This window comes from Kitasatospora sp. NPDC088346 (genome assembly GCF_044740765.1).
Lineage (GTDB): Bacteria > Actinomycetota > Actinomycetes > Streptomycetales > Streptomycetaceae > Kitasatospora.
Genome location: NZ_JBIURH010000002.1, coordinates 115,835 through 134,823, shown reverse-complemented (window position 1 = coordinate 134,823; position 18,989 = coordinate 115,835). Strand labels below are relative to the sequence as shown.

Annotated in this window: 15 protein-coding genes; 4 read left to right on the top strand and 11 right to left on the bottom strand. The window is 74.9% G+C overall.

Features of this window, described 5'->3' with window-relative positions; all coding sequences use genetic code 11:
* The first annotated feature begins 13 nt into the window (after positions 1–13).
* Positions 14–493: a hypothetical protein gene (locus tag ACIOFR_RS04255; protein ID WP_400992294.1), complete on the top strand. Its 480-nt coding sequence runs from the start codon at positions 14–16 to the stop codon at positions 491–493.
* Between the two features lie 117 nt (positions 494–610).
* Here the strand turns inward: ACIOFR_RS04255 and ACIOFR_RS04250 are convergent, their stop codons facing one another.
* The 3 genes from ACIOFR_RS04250 to ACIOFR_RS04240 all read right to left on the bottom strand — a co-directional run bounded on the left by ACIOFR_RS04250 (position 611) and on the right by ACIOFR_RS04240 (position 4,358).
* Positions 611–1,342, bottom strand: a complete 732-nt coding sequence (locus tag ACIOFR_RS04250) for a VOC family protein (protein ID WP_400992293.1) — start codon at positions 1,340–1,342, stop codon at positions 611–613.
* Between the two features lie 263 nt (positions 1,343–1,605).
* Positions 1,606–3,207 carry an alpha/beta hydrolase gene (locus tag ACIOFR_RS04245; RefSeq protein WP_400992291.1) on the bottom strand — a complete coding sequence of 534 codons (1,602 nt, stop codon included), beginning with the start codon at positions 3,205–3,207 and terminating at the stop codon, positions 1,606–1,608.
* Positions 3,208–3,545: 338 nt separating this feature from the next.
* Complete coding sequence (locus ACIOFR_RS04240) at positions 3,546–4,358, bottom strand: NAD(P)H-binding protein (protein WP_400992289.1); 813 nt, start codon at positions 4,356–4,358, stop codon at positions 3,546–3,548.
* A gap of 86 nt (positions 4,359–4,444) precedes the next feature.
* Between ACIOFR_RS04240 and ACIOFR_RS04235 the strand changes: the two genes are divergently transcribed.
* On the top strand, positions 4,445–4,939 hold the full coding sequence (locus ACIOFR_RS04235; RefSeq protein ID WP_400992288.1) for a winged helix-turn-helix transcriptional regulator: 495 nt from the start codon (positions 4,445–4,447) through the stop codon (positions 4,937–4,939).
* A 37-nt stretch (positions 4,940–4,976) separates the two neighbouring features.
* Here ACIOFR_RS04235 and ACIOFR_RS04230 read toward each other — a convergent pair whose 3' ends face one another.
* Entirely contained in the window at positions 4,977–5,981 is a 1,005-nt protein-coding gene (locus tag ACIOFR_RS04230; RefSeq protein ID WP_400992286.1) for a LysR family transcriptional regulator, read from the bottom strand.
* 239 nt (positions 5,982–6,220) lie between these two features.
* Here ACIOFR_RS04230 and snpA point away from each other — a divergent pair, with 239 nt between their 5' ends.
* Positions 6,221–6,868 carry a snapalysin gene (gene snpA / locus ACIOFR_RS04225; RefSeq protein WP_400992284.1) on the top strand — a complete coding sequence of 216 codons (648 nt, stop codon included), beginning with the start codon at positions 6,221–6,223 and terminating at the stop codon, positions 6,866–6,868.
* A gap of 144 nt (positions 6,869–7,012) precedes the next feature.
* Entirely contained in the window at positions 7,013–7,900 is an 888-nt protein-coding gene (locus ACIOFR_RS04220; RefSeq protein WP_400992283.1) for a S41 family peptidase, read from the top strand.
* Between the two features lie 41 nt (positions 7,901–7,941).
* Here the strand turns inward: ACIOFR_RS04220 and ACIOFR_RS04215 are convergent, their stop codons facing one another.
* From ACIOFR_RS04215 to ACIOFR_RS04185, 7 genes are all read right to left on the bottom strand, one after another.
* Positions 7,942–10,269 (bottom strand): bifunctional polysaccharide deacetylase/glycosyltransferase family 2 protein, encoded by a 2,328-nt coding sequence (locus ACIOFR_RS04215; RefSeq protein ID WP_400992281.1) that lies wholly within the window; start codon positions 10,267–10,269, stop codon positions 7,942–7,944.
* Positions 10,270–10,304: 35 nt separating this feature from the next.
* Positions 10,305–10,823 (bottom strand): hypothetical protein, encoded by a 519-nt coding sequence (locus ACIOFR_RS04210; RefSeq protein ID WP_400992280.1) that lies wholly within the window; start codon positions 10,821–10,823, stop codon positions 10,305–10,307.
* A 190-nt stretch (positions 10,824–11,013) separates the two neighbouring features.
* Positions 11,014–12,696: an LCP family protein gene (locus tag ACIOFR_RS04205; protein ID WP_400992278.1), complete on the bottom strand. Its 1,683-nt coding sequence runs from the start codon at positions 12,694–12,696 to the stop codon at positions 11,014–11,016.
* A gap of 139 nt (positions 12,697–12,835) precedes the next feature.
* Entirely contained in the window at positions 12,836–13,621 is a 786-nt protein-coding gene (locus ACIOFR_RS04200) for a cobalt-precorrin-6A reductase (RefSeq protein ID WP_400992276.1), read from the bottom strand.
* Complete coding sequence (cobM, locus tag ACIOFR_RS04195) at positions 13,612–14,370, bottom strand: precorrin-4 C(11)-methyltransferase (protein WP_400992275.1); 759 nt, start codon at positions 14,368–14,370, stop codon at positions 13,612–13,614. The genes ACIOFR_RS04200 and cobM overlap by 10 nt, the downstream gene beginning before the upstream one ends.
* On the bottom strand, positions 14,367–15,617 hold the full coding sequence (gene cbiE, locus ACIOFR_RS04190; protein WP_400992274.1) for a precorrin-6y C5,15-methyltransferase (decarboxylating) subunit CbiE: 1,251 nt from the start codon (positions 15,615–15,617) through the stop codon (positions 14,367–14,369). The genes cobM and cbiE overlap by 4 nt, the downstream gene beginning before the upstream one ends.
* A gap of 511 nt (positions 15,618–16,128) precedes the next feature.
* On the bottom strand, positions 16,129–18,978 hold the full coding sequence (locus ACIOFR_RS04185; protein ID WP_400992272.1) for an AfsR/SARP family transcriptional regulator: 2,850 nt from the start codon (positions 18,976–18,978) through the stop codon (positions 16,129–16,131).
* Positions 18,979–18,989: the final 11 nt, after the last annotated feature.

Below are 18,989 nucleotides of genomic sequence, written 5' to 3'. Positions count from 1 at the left end.
CAGGCTGCACGGCATGGACTGGATGCCCCTGCTCTCCACACTGGCCGGTGCCGCGATCGGAATCGCCGCGACGCTCTTCGCCGACCGCAACCGCTGGCGCCGCGAGGAGGCGCGGCACAACCTTGAGGTGCGGCGCGAGGTGTACACCGCGTACGTCTCCGCCCTCAAGACGGCGGGTGAGGAGATCCGTGCGGTGGCCCTCGGCGACCACCTCTCGGACGCGGCGCGGGGCACCGCCGTCCGCGAGGTGTTCCGTGCCGCCGGCCTCTACACCGCGAGCGAACGCCTGTGGCTGATCGGTCCGCCCGCCGTGGTCGCGGCCGCCAACGAGGCCTTCCACTCCCTGCGCCACCTCCGCGACGCCTACGCCGCCGGTACCCCGGTCGGCACCCCGACGGACGCCCCGCTGATCGCCGCCCGCCGTACGGCCATGGCGCGGATGCGCGAACTCATGCGCCAGGACCTGGGCGTCGGACCGCTGGGAATCGACTGAACGAATCGACTGAACCCGCCCCGCCGGCGGTTGAGTTGCGCGGATGCCGGACACCAGATGTGGAACCGCTTCGGGCGGCCCGGGCACCGCGGGGACCGGAGCCGTGCGGATCCGGCGCTACCGGTGCCGGTGGACGGAGAACTCGTTGCCGTCGGGGTCGAGCAGCAGGGCCCGGCCGGGGCTGTTCGCTCCAGGGCCGCTGCGGGTCGCGCCGAGGGAGAGCAGGCGGTCGAGTTCCGCAGCCCAGTCGGCGTCGGCGGGGAGGGCCAGTTCGAAGGACAGCCGGTTCGGGCCGGTCTTCGGTGCCACCGGGGGGCCGCCCCAGGTGAGTTTGGTGCCGCCGTTGGGGGACTGGATCGCGGTCTCCTGGTCCTGGTCCCAGACCAGGGGCCACCGCAGTGCCGCGCTCCAGAAGTAGCCGACCTCCTGGGTTCCGTCGCAGGCCAGCGCGCCGATGAAGCCGGTGTCGGCGAGGAACCGGTTGCCGGCCTCGATGACGCAGAACTCGTTGCCGTCCGGATCGGCGAGCACCACGTGTCCCTCTTCGGGGAGTTGACCGACGTCGATGTGCTTGCCGCCGAGGTCCAGGGCCCGGGCCACCGTCTGCTGCTGGGCCTCGGGGGAGGCGCTGGTCAGGTCGAAGTGGGCCCGGTTCTGGCCGGCCTTCGGGGCCTGGCCCGGCAGGAAGCGGATGCGGAACCCGGCAGGGTCGGGCGGCAGGATCGCCGCGCACTCGTCGTGGGCGGCGTCGGCGTCGGTCAGCTCCCAGCCCAGCAGCCCGGACCAGAACCGCGCCAGGTCCGACGGCGAGGGCGAGGTGAAGCAGATCGCGAACAGCTGGCTGGTCATACCCCGTGCATCTCCGTTCCGCTGACGGCTGGTCCGGCGCCCCGTGTGCGCGTGAGCGCAGCCTAGGGCGGCCGGGACGGCGCCGCATCCGGGTTTGGCGGGTGCCTGGCGAGCCCCTGTGGTGGCGGGCCGGGCGGATTTTGGGCGGGAACCCGAGCGACCGGCTGATCGCGGTGATGTGCCGGTTCGCGACGGTGCCGGACGCTCGGGTTCAGGGCGATGACGGGCGAGTTCTAGGGCAGTTGACGCCTACGGTTCCCGCGTCACGCCGTGCAGCGGGTGCCCGCCGCCGGTACGGTGCCGGAGACCAGGTAGGCGGTCAGGGCGGTGTCGATGCAGGCGTTGCCCCGTCCGAAGGCGCCGTGGCCCTCGCCCTCGCGGGTGAGCAGGGTGGCGTTGGCGAAGCCCTTGGCGAGCTTCTCGGCGTCGGCGTACGGGGTGGCCGGGTCGCCGGTGGTGCCGACGACGAGGATCGGGGCGCTGCCCTCGGCGCGGATGGTGTGGGCCTTCTCCGCCGACTTGAACGGCCAGTTGGCGCAGGTGGCGCCCAGCAGGTCGTCCGGGCTGGTGCCCTTGGCGGTCAGGGGGGCCTGGGCCTTCAGCTTGGCCGACTGCTCCTTCAGCTTCTCGGGGGACGGGGTGGCGGCCCCGCCGTCGGCGCAGGTGATGGCCCGGTTGGCGGCGACCATGCCGTCGTAGTGGCCCTGCTCGTCGCGGCCGTTGAAGGCGTCGGCGGCGGCGAGCAGCAGGTCGCCGTGCTGCTGGGTGATCGCGGCGGTGAGGGCCTCGCGGAGCCGCGGCCAGGAGGTCTGTGCGCTGCCGAAGAGGAAGGCGTCCGTGGCGGACCGGCCCGTGCTGCTGGTGAGCCGGCGGCCGTCGGTGGTGTTCAGCGGGTGGTTGCGGAGTCCTTCGAGGAAGTCCTCCAGCTTCTGCGGGGCGGTGGCCGGGTCGCTGCCGAGGGGGCAGTCGGCGGCGTGGGAGCGGGCGCAGTCCTCGGCGAAGCGCCGGTAGGAGGACTCCATGCCGATGGCCGAGGTGATCGCGGACTCAAGCTGGTCGGCGGCGGGGTCGATCGCGCCGTCCAGGACGAGGCGTCCGGTCTTCGTGGGGAACTCCTCGGCGTAGAGGGCGCCGAGGTAGGTGCCGTAGGAGATGCCGAGGTAGTTCAGCTTCGGGTCCCCGACGGCCTGCCGCAGGACGTCGAGGTCGCGGGCGGTGTTGCGGGTGCCGACGAAGGGCAGGATCCGGCCGGACTTCGCCTGGCAGGCGGCGGAGAAGGCCTTGTCGGCGGCGTCCGTGGCGGCCTTGCGCTGGGCCGGGTCGCGGGGGGTGTCCTGCTGGTGCAGCAGGTCGAGCTGCTGGTCGTCGAGGCACCGGACGGGCGAGCTGGCGCCCGTGCCGCGCGGGTCGAAGCCGACCACGTCGAAGTGGTCGTGGAGGGCGCCGTCGAAGCGGGCCGTGCTGCCGCGGACCATGTCGACACCGGACCCGCCGGGGCCGCCGGGGTTGACGATGAGGGATCCGACCCGCTGGGTGGGCTGCGCGGCGGGCAGCTTGATCAGGGCCAGGTCGAGGGCCTCGGTGGCGGGCTCGGTGTAGTCGAGCGGGACGTGGAGCCTGCCGCACTGCAGGCCCGGGACCGCGTCGGGTTCGGCCGGGTCGGCCGGGCAGGGGGCCCAGGTGATCTGCTGGGCGTAGAAGGCGGCCAGTGCGGGGTTGTCCGCGCCCGCGGGCCCGCTGGGGGCGGATGCCGTGGGGGCGCCGGCGGTTGCGGACGGGTCCTCGCAGCCGGTGGCGAGCAGCAGCGCCCCGGCGGCGAGGGACGCCAGGAGCAGGCGGGGGCGGGTGGGGCGCGGTGAGGTCACGGTGGTTCCTGTTCGGGCGGGGACGGAGGTCGGCGGACGCAGGTCCGCGGACGGCGCCCACGGGAGCCGTCCCGCCCGCCCGCAGCCGCGCCGGTCCGGGTACGGCACGGGCCTCCCCGGACGGCACGCACGGCCCCATACGATCAAGCGGGGCCGCGGACCGACAGCGAAGTACCGCGCCCACGAACGGATCTCTCGGTCCCCCGTCCGAAACCCTTCGGCCATCCCGCCCGCCCCGCCCGCCCCGCTCGCCCCGCCCGCCCCGCCCGTCCCGCTCGCCCCGCTCGCCCCGCTCGCCCCGCTCGCCCCGCCCGTCCCGCTCGCCCCGCCCTCCCCGGCTACCCGACGGCCGCCGCGAGGGCCGAACGCGGTGCGCGGCCCAGCAGGTCGCGCAGGTCGCCACCGGTCGCGGCCAGGAACCCCGCGGCGATGGCGGAGCAGGTGCCGACCAGCATCGGGATCTGGAACGGCTCGGCGCCGAAGCCGGCCATCAGCGCGCGGGCCTGGGCGAGCGTTCCCGGCTGGTAGCTGACGTGCGGGCCGTGCGCCTCCGCCAGGTCGGCGCCGCCGATGGCCTGTTCGCCGACGAGTTCGTAGCTGCGTCCGGCGTGGGCGGGGGCGTCGAGGGCCACCCGGACGGCGGCCTCGGCGAGGTCGGCGCGGGCGACGGCGGCGAGCCGGCCGTCGCCGAGCGGGGCGGTGATCCGGCCGTCGGCCGCGGGCGCGGCGATCTGGCCGAGCAGTTCGGCGTAGAGGCCGTTGCGCAGGATCGTCCAGTCCATGGTGCTCTCGCGGAGCCGGCGTTCGGTCCAGCGGTGGGGCAGGGCGTACGGGAGGTGGTCGCCGGCGGCGGTGAGGCTGGTGTAGACGACGTGCCGCACTCCCGCCTTCTCGGCGGCGTCGAGGGCGGCGGCGTGCCGGGCGATGACGGTGTCGTCCTCGCCGTATCCGGCGGAGATCATCAGCAGCACGTCCACGCCGTCGAATCCGGCGGCGAGGGTGTCGGGGTGGTCGAAGTCGATGCGGCGGGCGCGGGCGGGGTCGGCGGACTGCCCGGGGTCGCGGGTGCCGAGGACGATGTCCTCACGGCCGGTCAACTGCTGGGCGATGAGCGTGCCCAGGGCGCCCGCGGCGCCGGTGACGAGGATCATCGGGGTTCTCCCTGCTCGGGTAGGTTCTGTTCGGTAACCGTCACCATCCTGCGGTTTCGCACCGGGGCGCATAAGGAGGCACTTCCATGTCGGTCGGGCACACGGAGGTAACCGTCGTAGCCGTCGAGCCGGTCGAGCCGGTCGAGCCGGTCGAGCCGGTCGAACCGGTCGAACCCGTGAAACCCGTGGATCCCGCGGCACCCGTGGTCTCCTGCGGCGACGAGCACGAGGACTGCGGGATCCGCGACGTGCTCGACCGGATCGGCGACAAGTGGTCGGTCCTGGTGGTGGTCGAACTGGCCCAGGGCGTACGGCGGTTCCGGCAGTTGCAGCGCGCCGTCCCGGGCATCTCGCAGCGGATGCTGACGCTCACGGTGCGCCGCCTGGAGCGGGACGGGCTGGTCGCCCGCACGGTGTACCCGACGGTCCCGCCGCAGGTCGAGTACCGGCTGACGGAGACCGGCCGCAGCCTGACGCACCTGGTGCGGGCCCTCGCGGAGTGGTCCGCGGAGCACCGTGACTCGATCGCCCGCTCGCGCCGGGCCTGGGACGCCGAGCACCCGGACGCCGGCATCCGCTGAGCCGCCCGGACGACCGGAGCGGCCCCGCCGGCGATCGCTACATCGCGGGCTGCGCCGCCACCGGCCGTACGGGTGCCGGGTCCAGCAGGTGCGGGAGCGAGCGGTTGTGCCGCAGCAGCCAGGCGACGTACGTCGGGTTGACCCGGGCCAGGTCGAGGTAGGCGGCGCGCAGGTCGCCGAAGAGGGCGTCCAGGGCGGGGGCGCTGAGTGCCCGGGACCGCCAGGTGAGCAGCAGCCGGACGCCCAGCGGGTCGCCCTGCACGGGCCGGACGACGGTGCCGGGGCCGGCCAGGGAGGTGGGCTGGCAGGGGCGGACGGCCTCGCCGGAGGCGACCAGTTCGGCGGCGGTGGCGTTGTCGCGGACCTGGAGCACCCGGGGGTCGAGGCCTGCGGTGCTGAAGACCCGCCGCATGGCCGCGTACTCGTGGTCGGCGGTCGGGTCGACCATCCAGGTGTCCTCGGCGAGGTCGGTGAGCCGGACCACCGGCTGTCCGGCGGCGGGGTGACGGACCGACAGGGCGACGAACTGCGGTTCGCGAGCCATCAGGACGCGGCTTCCGGCGTCGGACGGCACGCGCAGCGGGAAGCCCTCGCTCTCGTGGACGAAGGCGATGTCGAGCTGGTCGGTGGCGATCATGCGCAGCAGGGCGATGGCGGAGATGTCGACGTGGATGGTGGTGTCCGTGTCGGGCAGCCGGTCGTGGACCTTGCGCAGCCAGGCGGGTACGGCGCGGCTGCCGACGCTGCCGAGCCGCAGCCGGCGCTGTTCGGCGCCGGCGGCCTCCTCGCGGGCGGCGGCGACGAGGGTGGCCATCTCGGTGATGATCGGTCTGGCGCGGGAGAGCACGGAGTGGCCGAGGGCGGTGGGGTGGCTGCCGGTCTGGTGCCGGTGGAACAGCCGTCCGCCGATGGTGCGTTCGATGCGGTGGAGCTGGGTGGAGAGGGCGGGTTGGGTCATGCCGAGTTGCAGTGCCGCCTTGCGCACGCTGCCGGTGTCCGCGATGGCGCACAGCACGCGCAGGTGTCTGACGTCGAGCTCCACATCCGGAGCATAACGAAGCGGACATTTCTTTGCCAGGGCCATGTCAGATGTTGGACCCGTGAACCCCCGTGAGCGCCGCCCCTGAACGCCCGTGCCGGGTAGGGGGATTGCGGCGGGCTATCGCCGGTTGACATCCTCCGCAGGCTCCCCGGTCTGGCCGAAGCTCTGTGCATCACCAGTTCACCCGGTGTTCCACGGCACCCCAACGGCCGTGGGACTCGCGAACGGAGTACCCCCACATGAAGCGTTCCGTCCTTTCGCTCACGGCTGCCGTCGGCCTGGCCCTGGCGGCCGGCATCGCCGCCGTGCCCGCGTCCGCGGCGACCGTCGACTCTGCTCCCCGGCAGGGCTACACGGCGTCCTCGTACGCCGGTTCGTCCGAGGAGGCGGCGAACAACCAGGCGTTCTACGACGCCGTGATGAAGTCCGCGCTGGCCAAGCAGGCGGCCAACCCCTTCGTCAAGGTCGTCTACGTGACCTACGACGCCAGCAGCGCGCCGACGTTCCGCAACACGATCGCCAGCAGCGCCTCCATCTGGAACGGCTCCGTGCGCAACGTCCAGCTCCGTAGCGGCACCAACGCCGACTTCCGCTACTACGAGGGCAACGACTCCCGTGGCTCGTACGCGAGCACCGACGGCCACGGCCGGGGTTACGTCTTCCTCGACTACCGGCAGAACCAGCAGTACGCCTCCCTGCGCGTGGTGGCGCACGAGACCGGCCACGTGCTCGGCCTTCCGGACCACTACTCGGGCCCGTGCAGCGAGCTGATGTCCGGTGGCGGCCCCGGCACGTCCTGCACCAACGCCTACCCGAACTCCGCCGAGAAGAACCGGGTCAACTCGCTCTGGGCGAGCGGCCTGGCGGCCGTCTCCGCGGCGCGCTAGCCCCCGGTTCGGCCCGCCGGCCGGCCTGCTGACCGACCGGCCCCCCGACCGGCCCGTCCGCGCGCACCGAGGCCCGGCCCCGAATCGACCTGACGGGGCCGGGCCTTCGCACTAGCATCCGGTCGCATGACAACCGTGACCAGCATGACAACCCATCACGCCATCCTCGACGACGCCCTCGGCCGGATCACCGACGGCTACGTGTTCCCCGAGCGCGCTGCCGAGGCCACCGCCGCGATCCGCCGCCGCCTCGCCGCCGGGGAGTACGAGGGCCTGGCCGGCGCCGACCTGTGCGCCGCGGTCACCGGGCACCTGCACGAGGTATGCCCCGACAAGCACCTGCGGCTGCTCTGGAGCGACGAGCCGCAGCCCACCGAGGCCGGCGCCGCCGAGCCCGACGAGGTCCGCTTCGAGGAGCTCTGCCGGGCCGAGAACTTCGGTGTCCGCCGGGTCGAGCGTCTGGACGGCAACATCGGCTACCTCGACCTGCGGCTGGTCGCCACCCCTGGCACCGCCGCCCCGGTCTTCGCCGCGGCCATGCAACTCCTGGCCCGCACCGAGGCGTTCGTCCTCGACCTGCGCAACTGCCGGGGCGGCTCGCCCGAGGGCGTCGCGCTGTGGTGCAGCTACTTCTTCGCCGACGGCTCGGTGCACCTCAACGACATCTACGACCGCCGCAGCGGGCTCACCCAGCAGTTCTGGACCTCCACCCACCTGCCGGCCCCGCGCTACCTCGACCGCCCGGTGTACGTGCTGACCAGCGCCACCACCTTCTCCGGCGGCGAGGAGATCGCGTACAACCTCCAGGCCCAGCGCCGGGCCACCCTGGTGGGGGAGACCACCCGCGGCGGCGCGCACCCCACCGACTGGTACCCGATCACCCCGCACGTCGCCGTCACGGTGCCGACCGCCCGCTCGATCAACCCGGTGACCGGCACCAACTGGGAGGGTGTCGGCGTCGTCCCGGAGATCGCCGTCCCGGCCGACACCGCCCTCGACGAGGCGCTCGTCCACCTCGCCCGGGCCCGTTAGGCCGGCACGCGCCGGCGAACACGCCCACCCGGCCTCCGTCGTCAGCCCTGACCACGCCGCGTCGGAGGCTCGGAGCCCGGGCCGTACCACGGGGCGGCGGCCCACGGCGAGCCGCCGCCCGGCCCGGTGCGCAGACCGCCGCCCGACGCGGCCGGCGCGGCGGCCTGGGCCTCCTCGATCCAGGACTCGGCCAGTTCGAGCCCGGCCGGGACCGGCCGGGGGACCGGACCCGCCGGCGCGCTCTCGCGCGCGACCGGCAGGCTGCCGTAGCGCTCCATCCGCTGCCAGCGCAGACGTGATCCGGCGACGGCGGTGAACACCGACTGGACCACCACCAGGTACATCAGCTGCCGGTAGACGAACTGCTGCAGCGGCAGGCTCCAGAGCGGACCGGTCCGTTCCCCGTCCAGCCGGAACGCGTAGACGCCCATGAGCACCTGGAGCAGGAGGAACGCACTCCACAGGCCGAGGATGCGGACCGGGTCCAGGAAGACCAGGCCGTAGACCGCGAAGACGTCCACGACCGGGGCCAGCAGCGGGAGCAGGACCTGGAAGGTCAGCAGGTAGAGCAGTCCGCGCCGGCCGAGCTTCCCGGCCTGACCCCGCTGCACCAGGGCGCCGCGGTGCTTCCACATCGCCTGCAGGGTGCCGTAGCACCAGCGGTAGCGCTGCTTCCACAGCGCGCCGAGCGAGGCCGGGGCCTCCGTCCAGGCCTTCGCCCGCTCCTCGTAGACGACGCGCCAGCCGTCCCGGCACAGCGCCATGGTCAGGTCGGTGTCCTCGGCCAGGGTGGTGTCGCTGACGCCGCCGACCCGCAGCAGCGCGCCGCGGCGGAAGGCGCCGACCGCGCCGGGGACGGTGGGCATGCACTCGGCGAGGTCGAACAGACGGCGGTCGAGGTTGAATCCGACCACGTACTCGATGTGCTGCCACCGCCCGAGCAGACCGCCGCGGTTGACCACCTTGGCGTTGCCGGAGACCGCGCCGACCCTGCGGTTGGCGAACGGCTGGACGATCATGCGGACCGCATCGGGCTCGAACACCGTGTCACCGTCGACCATCACCAGCAGCTCGTGCGACGCCGCCGCGATACCGGTGTTGAGGGCGGCGGGCTTGCCCGCGTTCTGCTGCCGGATCACCCGGACGCCCGGCAGCCGCAGCGCCTCGACGATGTCGGCGGTCCCGTCGGTGGATCCGTCGTCCACCACGATGATCTCGACCGGGTGGTCGGAGGCCAGCAGGGAGCGCACCGCCGCCTCGATACCCGCACTCTCGTTGTAGGCGGGGACGATGACGCTGACCGGTTCGGTCACCGGCGCGCCCCACGGCCGGCGGCGCATGCGGACGTGCCGGCGGGCGGCGACCAGCACCGCGACGGCCCGCAGCACGCTCACGGCGCCGGCCGCCCACAGCAGCCAGGACAGGACGGCGAGGACCTCGTCACTGGCGCGCAGCGCCGTGATGAGGGCGACGCCCTGCCAGTGGTCCGCGGCCGCGGACGGCCTGACCGGGTCGGGGAGCCGGACGGCGGCACTTACCGTGGTGAAGCTGAAGCCCGCGGCCTTGAGCCGGGGAATCAGCTGCTCCAGGGCGGCGACCGTCTGCGCGCGGTCACCGCCGGCGTCGTGCATCAGCACGATCTGGCCGTCAGCGTTCTGCGGGGTGGCGTTCGCGACGATGCTGTCGACGCCGGGCCGGCGCCAGTCCTCGCTGTCCCGGGTGGTGAGGACGGTGAGGTAGCCCTCCTGTCCGGCCTGGACGACGGCGTCCCAGTCACGGTCGGTGAGGGCGTCGCTGGTCGAGGAGTACGGCGGTCGCAACAGCGAGGTGGTGACACCGGCCGCGCCCGCCAGGGCGAGCTGGCTCTCCCGCAGCTCCAGGGAGCGTCGCCAGGCGGCCGCCGCGCCGAGGTCGGTGTGGGTGAAGGTGTGGACGCCGATCTGGTGGCCCTCCGCGACGATCCGCCGAGCCAGTTCGGGGTGCTCGGAGACCTGCGTTCCCACGGTGAAGAAGGTGGCGTGCACGTCGTTGGCGCGTAGGACGTCGAGGATTTTCGGCGTCCAGACCGGGTCCGGACCGTCGTCGAAGGTCAGCGCGACCGTCCTGGGCGAGGGCCCGGCGGTCCGGCCGGCGGCGCCCTCGATCACCGGACCGCCGGACGTGACCTGTGCCGGCACCGCGAGCGCCGGGCCCCCGGCCGTCCGGGCGCCGTCGGCGGTGCTGTCGAACATGTGCCGGGTGTAGCCCTGGAGCAGTAGTGCGGCGGACAGGGTCAGGACGAGGGTGGTGAGCAGCAGCCAGTGCGTGCGCAACGGGACGGTGCGCGCCGAGCTGTGGCGACCTGGCGCGCGGCGGCGGTTCTTCGACAACGGAGGTGCTTCCTGCCTGCTGCGGTGGGGAGGGGTCACGGGTGCGTGCTGGGCTTGCCGGACTTCCCCGGGGCGGACGAGGAGCGGCCGTGGCCCGGATCGGCCGAGGGCGACGGATCGGCGCTCGTCGTGGCGGACCCGGACGGCACGGGTGAGGCGTCGGAGGGACCCCCGCGGCTCGCCGTCGCCCTGACGGAGGCGCCGCCGCCGTTCGCCGCCGGGACGGGCGTCCGCCGCGGAGCCGGTGTGCCGGACACCTCGGCGGTGGGGCCGGGAGACTGCGGCGCGGCGGACGGGGCCGGTACGGGCTGGGGCGCCTGCGCGGCGGGCAGCAGGGGCGAGTGCACGGTCGGTCCGCCGAGCAGCGTGCTGACCAGCAGTACGACGTACCCGGCGGCGGGTATGACCAGTAGGCGGCCCAGCCGGCGGACCAGCCGCTGGCGCCGGCCGGAGGAGTCCACGAACACCGGGCTCGGCGGCCGGGGGGCGGCGAAGGCCGCGTCCGGGCGGCCCGGCGCCGCGGTCGGGTGCTCGGGTCCCTGGTGGTTCTGCATCGCTGGGCGGCCTCTCCGGAAACCGGCGCGCTGCCGGACGGTCGAGGAGCCGGCCGGTCGGTGGCCACAGGGGAGCCCACCGGCCGTCCGGCGTCCTGGGACTGCTCGTCCCGTGTCCTTCAGCGTCGCAGCCGCCGTCCGTGTCACACCTGTGTGGGGTGCGCCGGCGGGCGGTGCCCAGGGGAGCGGCTCAGTAGGTGTAGCGCCCGCCCTGCGGGACGACCTTCATGCAGCTCTTGTCGTTGTTCGCGCTGTCGGCCTCCACGGAGGACGGGAGCGCGGTCGGCGCGGGCTCCGCGGCGGCCGCGGACCCGGTGAAGGTGGTCCCGGAGGCCCAGTCCGCGCCGATCACCAGCGAGAGCGTCCGGCTGCTCCCGGACTCCTTCAGCGCGCTGTCGGGCAGGTGGAGCGCTGCGGCGAGCACCTGGGCGTCGGCGAGCCGGCCGCTGCCGTAGGTGAGCTGGGTGGTCGTCCGGCTGCCGCCGCCGGGGGCGGTGGTGGCCTTGCTGAAGCCGGCCTCGACCAGGGCGTTCTTGACGGCGGAGGCCCGTTCGGGGGTCTTGGTGCCGTTCTGCACGGTGACCGCGACGGTGTCCGGGGCCGGTCCCTGCGGCGCCGCGGGGGCCGACGGGGCCGTCGGGCTCGGGGCCGCGGCGGGGCTGCTCGCGGCGGCGTCCGGCTTGCCCTGGCCGTCCAGCGGGGTGTCGCTGAGCAGCATCTTCCAGATCCGTGAGGTGTCGGGCTGCGTCATGACCAGCCGGTTGTGGTCCCGCGGGTCCTCCAGGACGGGCACGGTCAGGGTGCTGGTGCGCTCGGGCGGCACGGCCTTGAGGTCGTCGCCGAGGTCGTAGAGCTTCTTGATGTCGGCGAGCGGCTTGTCGACGCTCAGCGACTTGGTGGCGGCCTCGGCCAGGCCCATCAGCTTGCCGGGGTCGGTGAGCGAACCGCTGCTCTTGAGCTGGCGCATCAGCGCGCCGAGGTACATGTGCTGGGCCTGGGCGCGGCCGAGGTCGGAACCCCAGGCGTCCCGGATCCGCAGCCACTGCAGGGCCTGCTCGCCCTTGACGATCGACGTCCCGGCGGGCAGCTTGAGGCCGGTGCCGCCGATGCCCGGGATCTGCCGGTCGTACATGTTCATGTTGACGCAGACCGGAACGCCGCCGACGGCGTCCGCCATCCGCACCACGCCGGCGAAGTCGACCATCATGTAGTGGTCGATGTTGAGGCCGGTCAGCGAGATCCAGGTGCCGACCACGCAGCCCGGACCGCCGCGCAGCAGCGCCTCGTTGATCTGGACGTGCTTCTCGGCCGGGTAGGTCTTCTTGCCGTCCTCGCTGCGGCAGGACGGCATGTCGACCATGGTGTCCCGGGGGATGCTGATCATCGACGCGTTGCTGCGGTCGGCGGAGATGTGCAGCAGCATCTGGACGTCGGCCAGGCCGGCCCGGTCCGAGTCCGCGGCGCCGCCGCCGAGCGCCACGTTGGCCTCCGAGGCGCGGCTGTCGGTGCCGATCATCAGGATGTTCAGCGGGGTCTGCCCGGCCGCGTTCGGCGCGGTCTTCGCGCCCTGCGCGTCGCTGAGGTTGTTGGTGCCGGCATGGAAGTTGCCGTTCAGGTGCTGGTAGTAGAGGTACGCGCTCCCGCAACCCGCGACCACGGTCAGCGCGACCGTGATCCCCAGCGGCTTCAGCCAGCGCCGCGCGCCGGTCTTCTGCTTGCGGCGGCCGCTGCGCCCGGCCTGCTGCCGTGCGGCCCGGCGTGCACCCGGGACGGACGGCGAGCCGGTGTCGGACGAACCGGTGCCCGACGAACCGGCGTCGGTCGCGCCGCGGTCGGACTGTTCGTCGGGTATCGGTTCGGCGTTGCGGATCATGGTAGGCGTTCCCCCTCTCGCGCTCGACACGTTTCGGTCGAACGTTCGGGAACCTACCCGCTGCCGTCCACGGGAGACGAATTTGAGTGATCATCACACCTGTGGTTGGTGTCACACCGGGTGCGGTGGGCCCCGTGGTTCAGCGGTACGCGCGGTCCAGCCAGGCCACCGCGGACGCCACGTCCGGGGCCGTCGCGACCCCCGCCGGAGCATCGGGACGGCGGACCACCACCACCGGCAGCCGCAGCTCGCGGGCGGCGGTGAGTTTCGGGGCGGTGGCCGCGCCGCCGCTGTCCTTGGTGACCAGCACGTCGATCCGGTGCCGGCGCAGGACGGCGCGCTCGCCCTCCAGCGTGAACGGCCCCCGGTCCAGCAGCACGGCGAGGTCGGCCGGCAGCGGCGGCGCCGGAGCGTCCACCGACCGGGCCAGGAAGTGCAGCCCGTCCAGGTGCGCGAAGCAGCCGAGGCCCTGGCGGCCGGTGGTCAGGAAGACCCGTCGGCCGAGCGCGGGCAGCACGTCCGCCGCCTCGGCGAGCGAGCCGACCGGGTGCCAGTCGTCCCCCTCCCCCGGCTCCCAGCCGGGCCGCCGCAGCGCCAGCAGCGGGACGCCCGCCGAGGCGGCGGCCTCGACCGCGTTGCGGCTGATCCCGGCCGCGAACGGGTGGGTGGCGTCCACCAGCGCGTCCACCCGGTGCTCCCGCAGCCAGGCGGCCAGCCCGGCCGGGCCGCCGAAGCCCCCGATCCTGACCTCTCCGGCGGGCAGCCGGGGCTCGGCCACCCGGCCCGCCAGCGAACTGGTCACCCGCAGCCCGGCCCCGGTCGGCCCCGGACCCGAAGCTCCGCCGACCAGCTCGGCGGCCAGCTGCCGGGCCTCGGTGGTGCCGCCCAGGATCAACACATGGCGGCCCGCCGGCGTCACGCGCACGGCTCGTGCGGGCGCTCGCGCTCCGCCGAGTACAGGTGGCTGTCGCGGAACTGCTCGGCGCCCAGCGTCCGGCCGACCAGGATGACGGCGGTCCGCAGCACCCCCGACTCCCTGACCTGCCCGGCGATGTCGCCGAGGGTGCCGCGCAGCACCAGCTCGTCCGGGCGGCTGGCCATCGCGACCACGGCCGCCGGGCAGTCGGCGCCGTAGTGCGGCAGCAACTCCTCGACCACGCTGTCCACGTACCGGGTCGCCAGGTGCAGCACCAGCAGCGCACCGCTGCGGCCCAGGGTCGCCAGGTCCTCGCCCTCCGGCATCGGGGTGGCCTGCCGGGCGACCCGGGTGAGGATCACGGTCTGGCCCACCGTCGGCACGGTCAGCTCCCGCTTCAGCGCGGCCGCCGCGGCGGCGAACGCGGGTACGCCCGGTACCACCTCGTACGGGACACCGGCCGCGTCCAGGCGCCGCATCTGCTCGGCGACGGCGCTGAACACCGACGGGTCGCCGGAGTGCAGCCGCGCCACGTCCAGGCCCTCGGCGTGCGCCGCGGTGATCTCCGCCACGATCTGGTCGAGGTTCAGGTTGGCGGTGTCGACCAGCCGGGCGTCCGGCGGGCACTCCGCCAGCAGCTCGCGCGGCACCAGGCTGCCCGCGTACAGGCACACCCCGCAGGCCGCCAGGGTGCGCTGGCCGCGCACGGTGATCAGGTCGGCGGCGCCGGGGCCGGCCCCGATGAAGTAGACGGTCACTGCTGCTCCTTCTGTTCCGTTCCCTTGACCACCGACCACTGGGTGACCGGCATCGCCTGCCGCCAGCCGGTGAACCCGCCGACCGGCACGGCGTGCGCCACCGCGAGCCGCAGCAACTCGCCGCCGTACCGCCGGTACCACGTGGTCAGCAGCGCCTCGGACTCCAGCGTCACCGTGTTGGCGACCAGCCGGCCGCCCTCGGGCAGCGCCTCCCAGCAGGCGTCGAGCAGGCCGGGGGCGGTCAGGCCGCCGCCGATGAACACCGCGTCCGGGACGGGCAGGTGGGCCAGCGCGGCGGGCGCCGGCCCGGTCACCACCCGGAGCCCGGGCGCCCCGAGTGCCGCCGCGTTGCGGGTGATCCGTTCGGCCCGCACCGGGTCGCGCTCCACACTGACGGCCCGGCAACTGCGGTGCGCCCGCAGCCACTCGATCCCGATCGAGCCCGAGCCGCCGCCCACGTCCCACAGCATCTCGCCGGGGGCGGGGGCGAGCGAGGCCAGGGTGGCGGCGCGGACGTGCCGCTTGGTCAGCTGCCCGTCGCTCTCGAACGCGGCGTCCGGCAGCCCGGGCACCAGCTGGGCCCGGAGCGTGCCGGGCTCGGCCGCGCAGTCCACCGCGATCACGTTGAGAGGGTCGCCCGGCGGGTGCGGCCAGCCGTCGGCGGCGCCCTCCAGCACCCGTTCGGCCGGGGTCCCGAGCTGTTCCAGCACCCGCAGCCGGCTCGGACCGTAGCCGCGTTCGGCCAGCAGGACCGCCACCTGCCCGGGGGTGTGCGCGCCGGCGCTCAGCACCAGCACGGTGCGGCCCGGGAAGAGCGCGCCGGCGAGCGAGTCCAGCGGACGGCCGACCAGGCTGACCACCTCGGTCTCCTCGACCGCGCGGCCCAGCCGGGCGCAGGCGTACGACACCGAGGAGGGGTGCGGCAGCACCCGCAGCGCCTGCGGTCCGGCGATCTCGGCCAGGGTGCGGCCGATGCCGAAGAACATCGGGTCGCCGCTGGCCAGCACCGCGAGCCCGCGGCCGCGGTGGGCGGCCAGCAGACCGGGGACGGCCGGGCGCAGCGGCGAGGGCCAGGCTAGGCGCTCGGCCGTCACCTCGGCGGGCAGCAGGTCGAGCTGGCGCGGGCCGCCGAGCACCACCGAGGCGTCGTGCAGCGCCTGGCGTCCGGCCGGGGCCAGGCCGGCCCAGCCGTCGGCCCCGATCCCGACCACGGTGATCGCCGGTTCGGGCGCAGGGGCGGTGGTCAACGGGACTCCTCGCAGGTGGGCGGGCGGCAGCGGCAGCCTACCGGGCCGCGGCGGCACCCCGGCCGTGAGCTCGGCCACCCCCCCCGCCGCGCGCCGAGCTCGGTCACCCCCGGTCGCCGAGATCGGCCGCCCCGGGCCCCGAGCCCGGCCGCCCCGGGCGAACGGTGTTCCGTTGGTGCTTCGTTGGTGGCCGCTCGCAGACTTCACCCCGGGCCCGGGGCGGGCCGACGGACGGACACACGAAGGACGAGGGACGGCTGCGGTGACGGGGACACGTGGGACCGGCGGTATCGGTGGCGGCGACGGCACCGGTGGGGCCCTCGGTGGGACGGAGCGTACGGCGGTGCCGGCCGTGGTACGGCGGGACTCGATCTGGACCTGAGCGGGGACGGGGGACGGGCGGGGCAGGCCGAGGGGGATCGGCAGGGAGGGGGCGGGCGGTGTCCGCGCAGGGGACGGGGGTCTCGGCGCGGGTGCCCCCGGCCCGGCCGGCCCGGTGCTCAGTCCGCGTTCAGCCCGCGCCCGGACGGGGCGTGCGGCCCAGGACGGCCGCCGCGGCGTCCACCACCGCGCCGGCGGTGAGCACCTGGGCGCCGCTCAGGCCGGCCGCGGCGGCAGCGGCCCGCTCGTACGCCTCCTCGGCGGCCTCCCGCTGCCCGGTTCCGGCGAGGGCGATCGCCAACTGGGCGTGGCCGACGACTCCGGTGAACAGGGCGCCGGCGGCCGCGGCGAGGTCGAGGGCGGACCTGATCAGCGGCACGGCCGAGGCGGGGTCGCCCAGCCGCACGTGCGCCACCCCGAGCGAGATCATCGTCTCGGCGTCGGCGGCGATGTCACCGAACTCCTCGCTGAGCTCCAGCGAGCGTTCGAGGTGTTGCCGGGCCTCGGCGTGGTTGCCGAGTTCCAGTTCGGCGCGGCCGAGGTTGTTCAGGACGGTCGTCTCGTGCTTGCGCAGCTCCGGTGGCCCGGCGAAGCGCAGTGCCCGCCGGAAGAACTCCCGTGCCTCCGCGTGCCGGTTCTGGATCTGCAGGACGATGCCGAGGGTGTTGGTGGTGGTCATCTGCCCGGAGATCTCACCGGTCTCCTCCCGGATCACCAGCGAGGCCTCCATGTGCTCCTGCGCCTGCGCCCAGTGCCCGAGCTGCATGAACGCGGCGCCCCGGCAGGTGAGCATGGTCGACTCGCCGGCCCGGTCGCCCGCGCTGCGGGCGCTGTCGAGGCCGGCCTCGGTGGTGGTCAGCCAGTCCTGCCACAGGCTCCGGAGGTTGAAGTACGACCAGCCGTGCCCGGGGATCCGCCAGGCGACCTGGTGGAACCCGTACGCCGAGGCGGCCGAGGTGGCACGGACGAGGTTGACCCGCTCGGTGTCGCACCAGCGCAGCGCGTCGGTGCGCCCGGCGAAGCCGTGCGGTCGGTACGAGGGGTCCTCGGGCAGGCGCTCCGGGCGGCCGCGGCCGGGGTAGAGCGCGGCGTCGGCCTCGACGAGGCTGTCGAGGTACCAGCGGACGATCCGGCCGACGGCCTCCCGGCGGGCCTCCGGGCTCTCCTCGGCCTCGGCCCGCTCGGCGGCGAAGTCCCGCAGCAGGTCGTGCAGTTGGTAGCGGTCCGGGCCGGTGCTGTCGAGCAGGCAGGCGTCCACCAGGTGTTCCAGCACCTGTTCGGTGTGGCCGGGCGGGCGGTCCAGCAGCGCGGCGGCGGCCCGCAGGCCGATGTCCGCGCCGGGCGCCAGCCCGAGCAGCCGGAAGGCGCGGGCCGGTGCGAGGTCCTCCGGGCCCTCGGGGGAGGGGAGTTGGGCGTAGCTCATCAGGAAGCTGGCGCGGACGGCGAGGTCCTCGACCCGTAGTTCGTCCAGCCGGCGGGTGTGGTCGGCGAGCCGGTCGGCGAGGGTGGCCACCCGCCAGGACGGGCGCCCGGCCAGACGGGCGGCGGCGATCCGCAGGGCGAGCGGGAGTCCCGCGCAGTGGCGTACCACCTCGGCGGTGGCCTCCGGTTCGGCGGCCGCCCGCCTGCGTCCGGCGACGGTGACGAAGAGCTCGTGCGCGTCCCGGTCGCCGAGGGTGGTCAGGTCGAGGTGGACGGCCCCGGCCAGGCCCGGCAGCCTGCGCCGGGCGGTGACCAGGGCGGCGCAGCCGGCCGAGCCCGGCAGCAGCGGACGGACCTGGGCGGCGTCCCGGGCGTTGTCCAGCACGACGAGGACCCGGCGGTCGGCCAGCAGGCTGCGGTAGCGGGCGGCGCGGGCGTCCTCGGTGAGCGGGATCTCGTGCTCGGGCGTGCCCAGGTCGCGCAGGAAGCCGGCCAGCACCTCGCCGGGCTCGGCGGGGGCGTGGTGGACGCCGCGCAGGTCGACGTGGAGCTGCCCGTCCGGGAAGCCGTCGGCGACCCGGTGCGCGGTGCGGACGGCCAGGGTGGTCTTGCCGATCCCGCCGGGGCCGCTGACGGCCACCACCCGCAGCGTCCCCGGCCCGGGTGTGCGGTCGGGGGCCAGCAGGGCGGCCAGCCGCTCCAGTTGGTCCCGTCGTCCGGTGAAGTCGGCTACGTCCCTGTGGAGTTGTGCCGGGGTGCCGGACGCGCCCGTCGGACTCGCCTCGAAGGTGGCCGCCGGATCGGCCTCGGGCGGGGCGAGGATCTCCCGGTGGGCGGCCCGGGCGTCGGCGCCGGGCTCGACGCCCAGCTCCGCCACCAGCCGACGGCGCAGCCGCTGGAACACCCCGAGCGCCTCGGCCTGGCGCCCGGAGCGGTGCAGCGCCAGCATCAGCTGCCGGTGGAAGCCCTCCCGCAGCGGGTGTTCGGCGGTCAGCGCGGTCAGCTCGGCGACCAGGGCCTCGTGCCCGCCGCCGCGCAGATCGGCCTCCAGGCGCCACTCCAGTGCCTGGAGCCGTGACTGCCGCCACTGTTCCAGTTCCGGTTCCAGCCGGGCCGCCGCGGGCTCGGCCAGCGCGATGCCGGTCAGCGGGTCGCCGCGCCACAGGGCGAGGGCGGCGCGGGCCCGGCTGCCGACGGTCGCCCAGTCGCCCCGGCGGCGGGCGGCGTCCGCCGCGGCGACCAGGCCGGTGAAGACCAGCGCGTCCACCTCGTGCTCCCCGGCCTCGATCCGGTAGCCGGGTGGCTCCGCCCGCAGCCGGGCCGGTCCCTCCTCGCCGAGTGCGCGGCGCAGCCGGGTCACGTGGTTGTGGACGGAGGCGGTCGCGCTGGCCGGCGGGTGCTCGCCCCACAGTGCGGACTTCACGGTGTCCAGCGACACCGCCCGGTTCGCCCGCAGCAGCAGGACCGCCAGCAGCGCCCGGTTCTTCGGTGCGCCGAGCGCCCGTTCGCGCCCGTCCGCGTCGTGCACCGTCAGAGCTCCGAGCAGGCCGAACCGCATCCGCGCCCCCG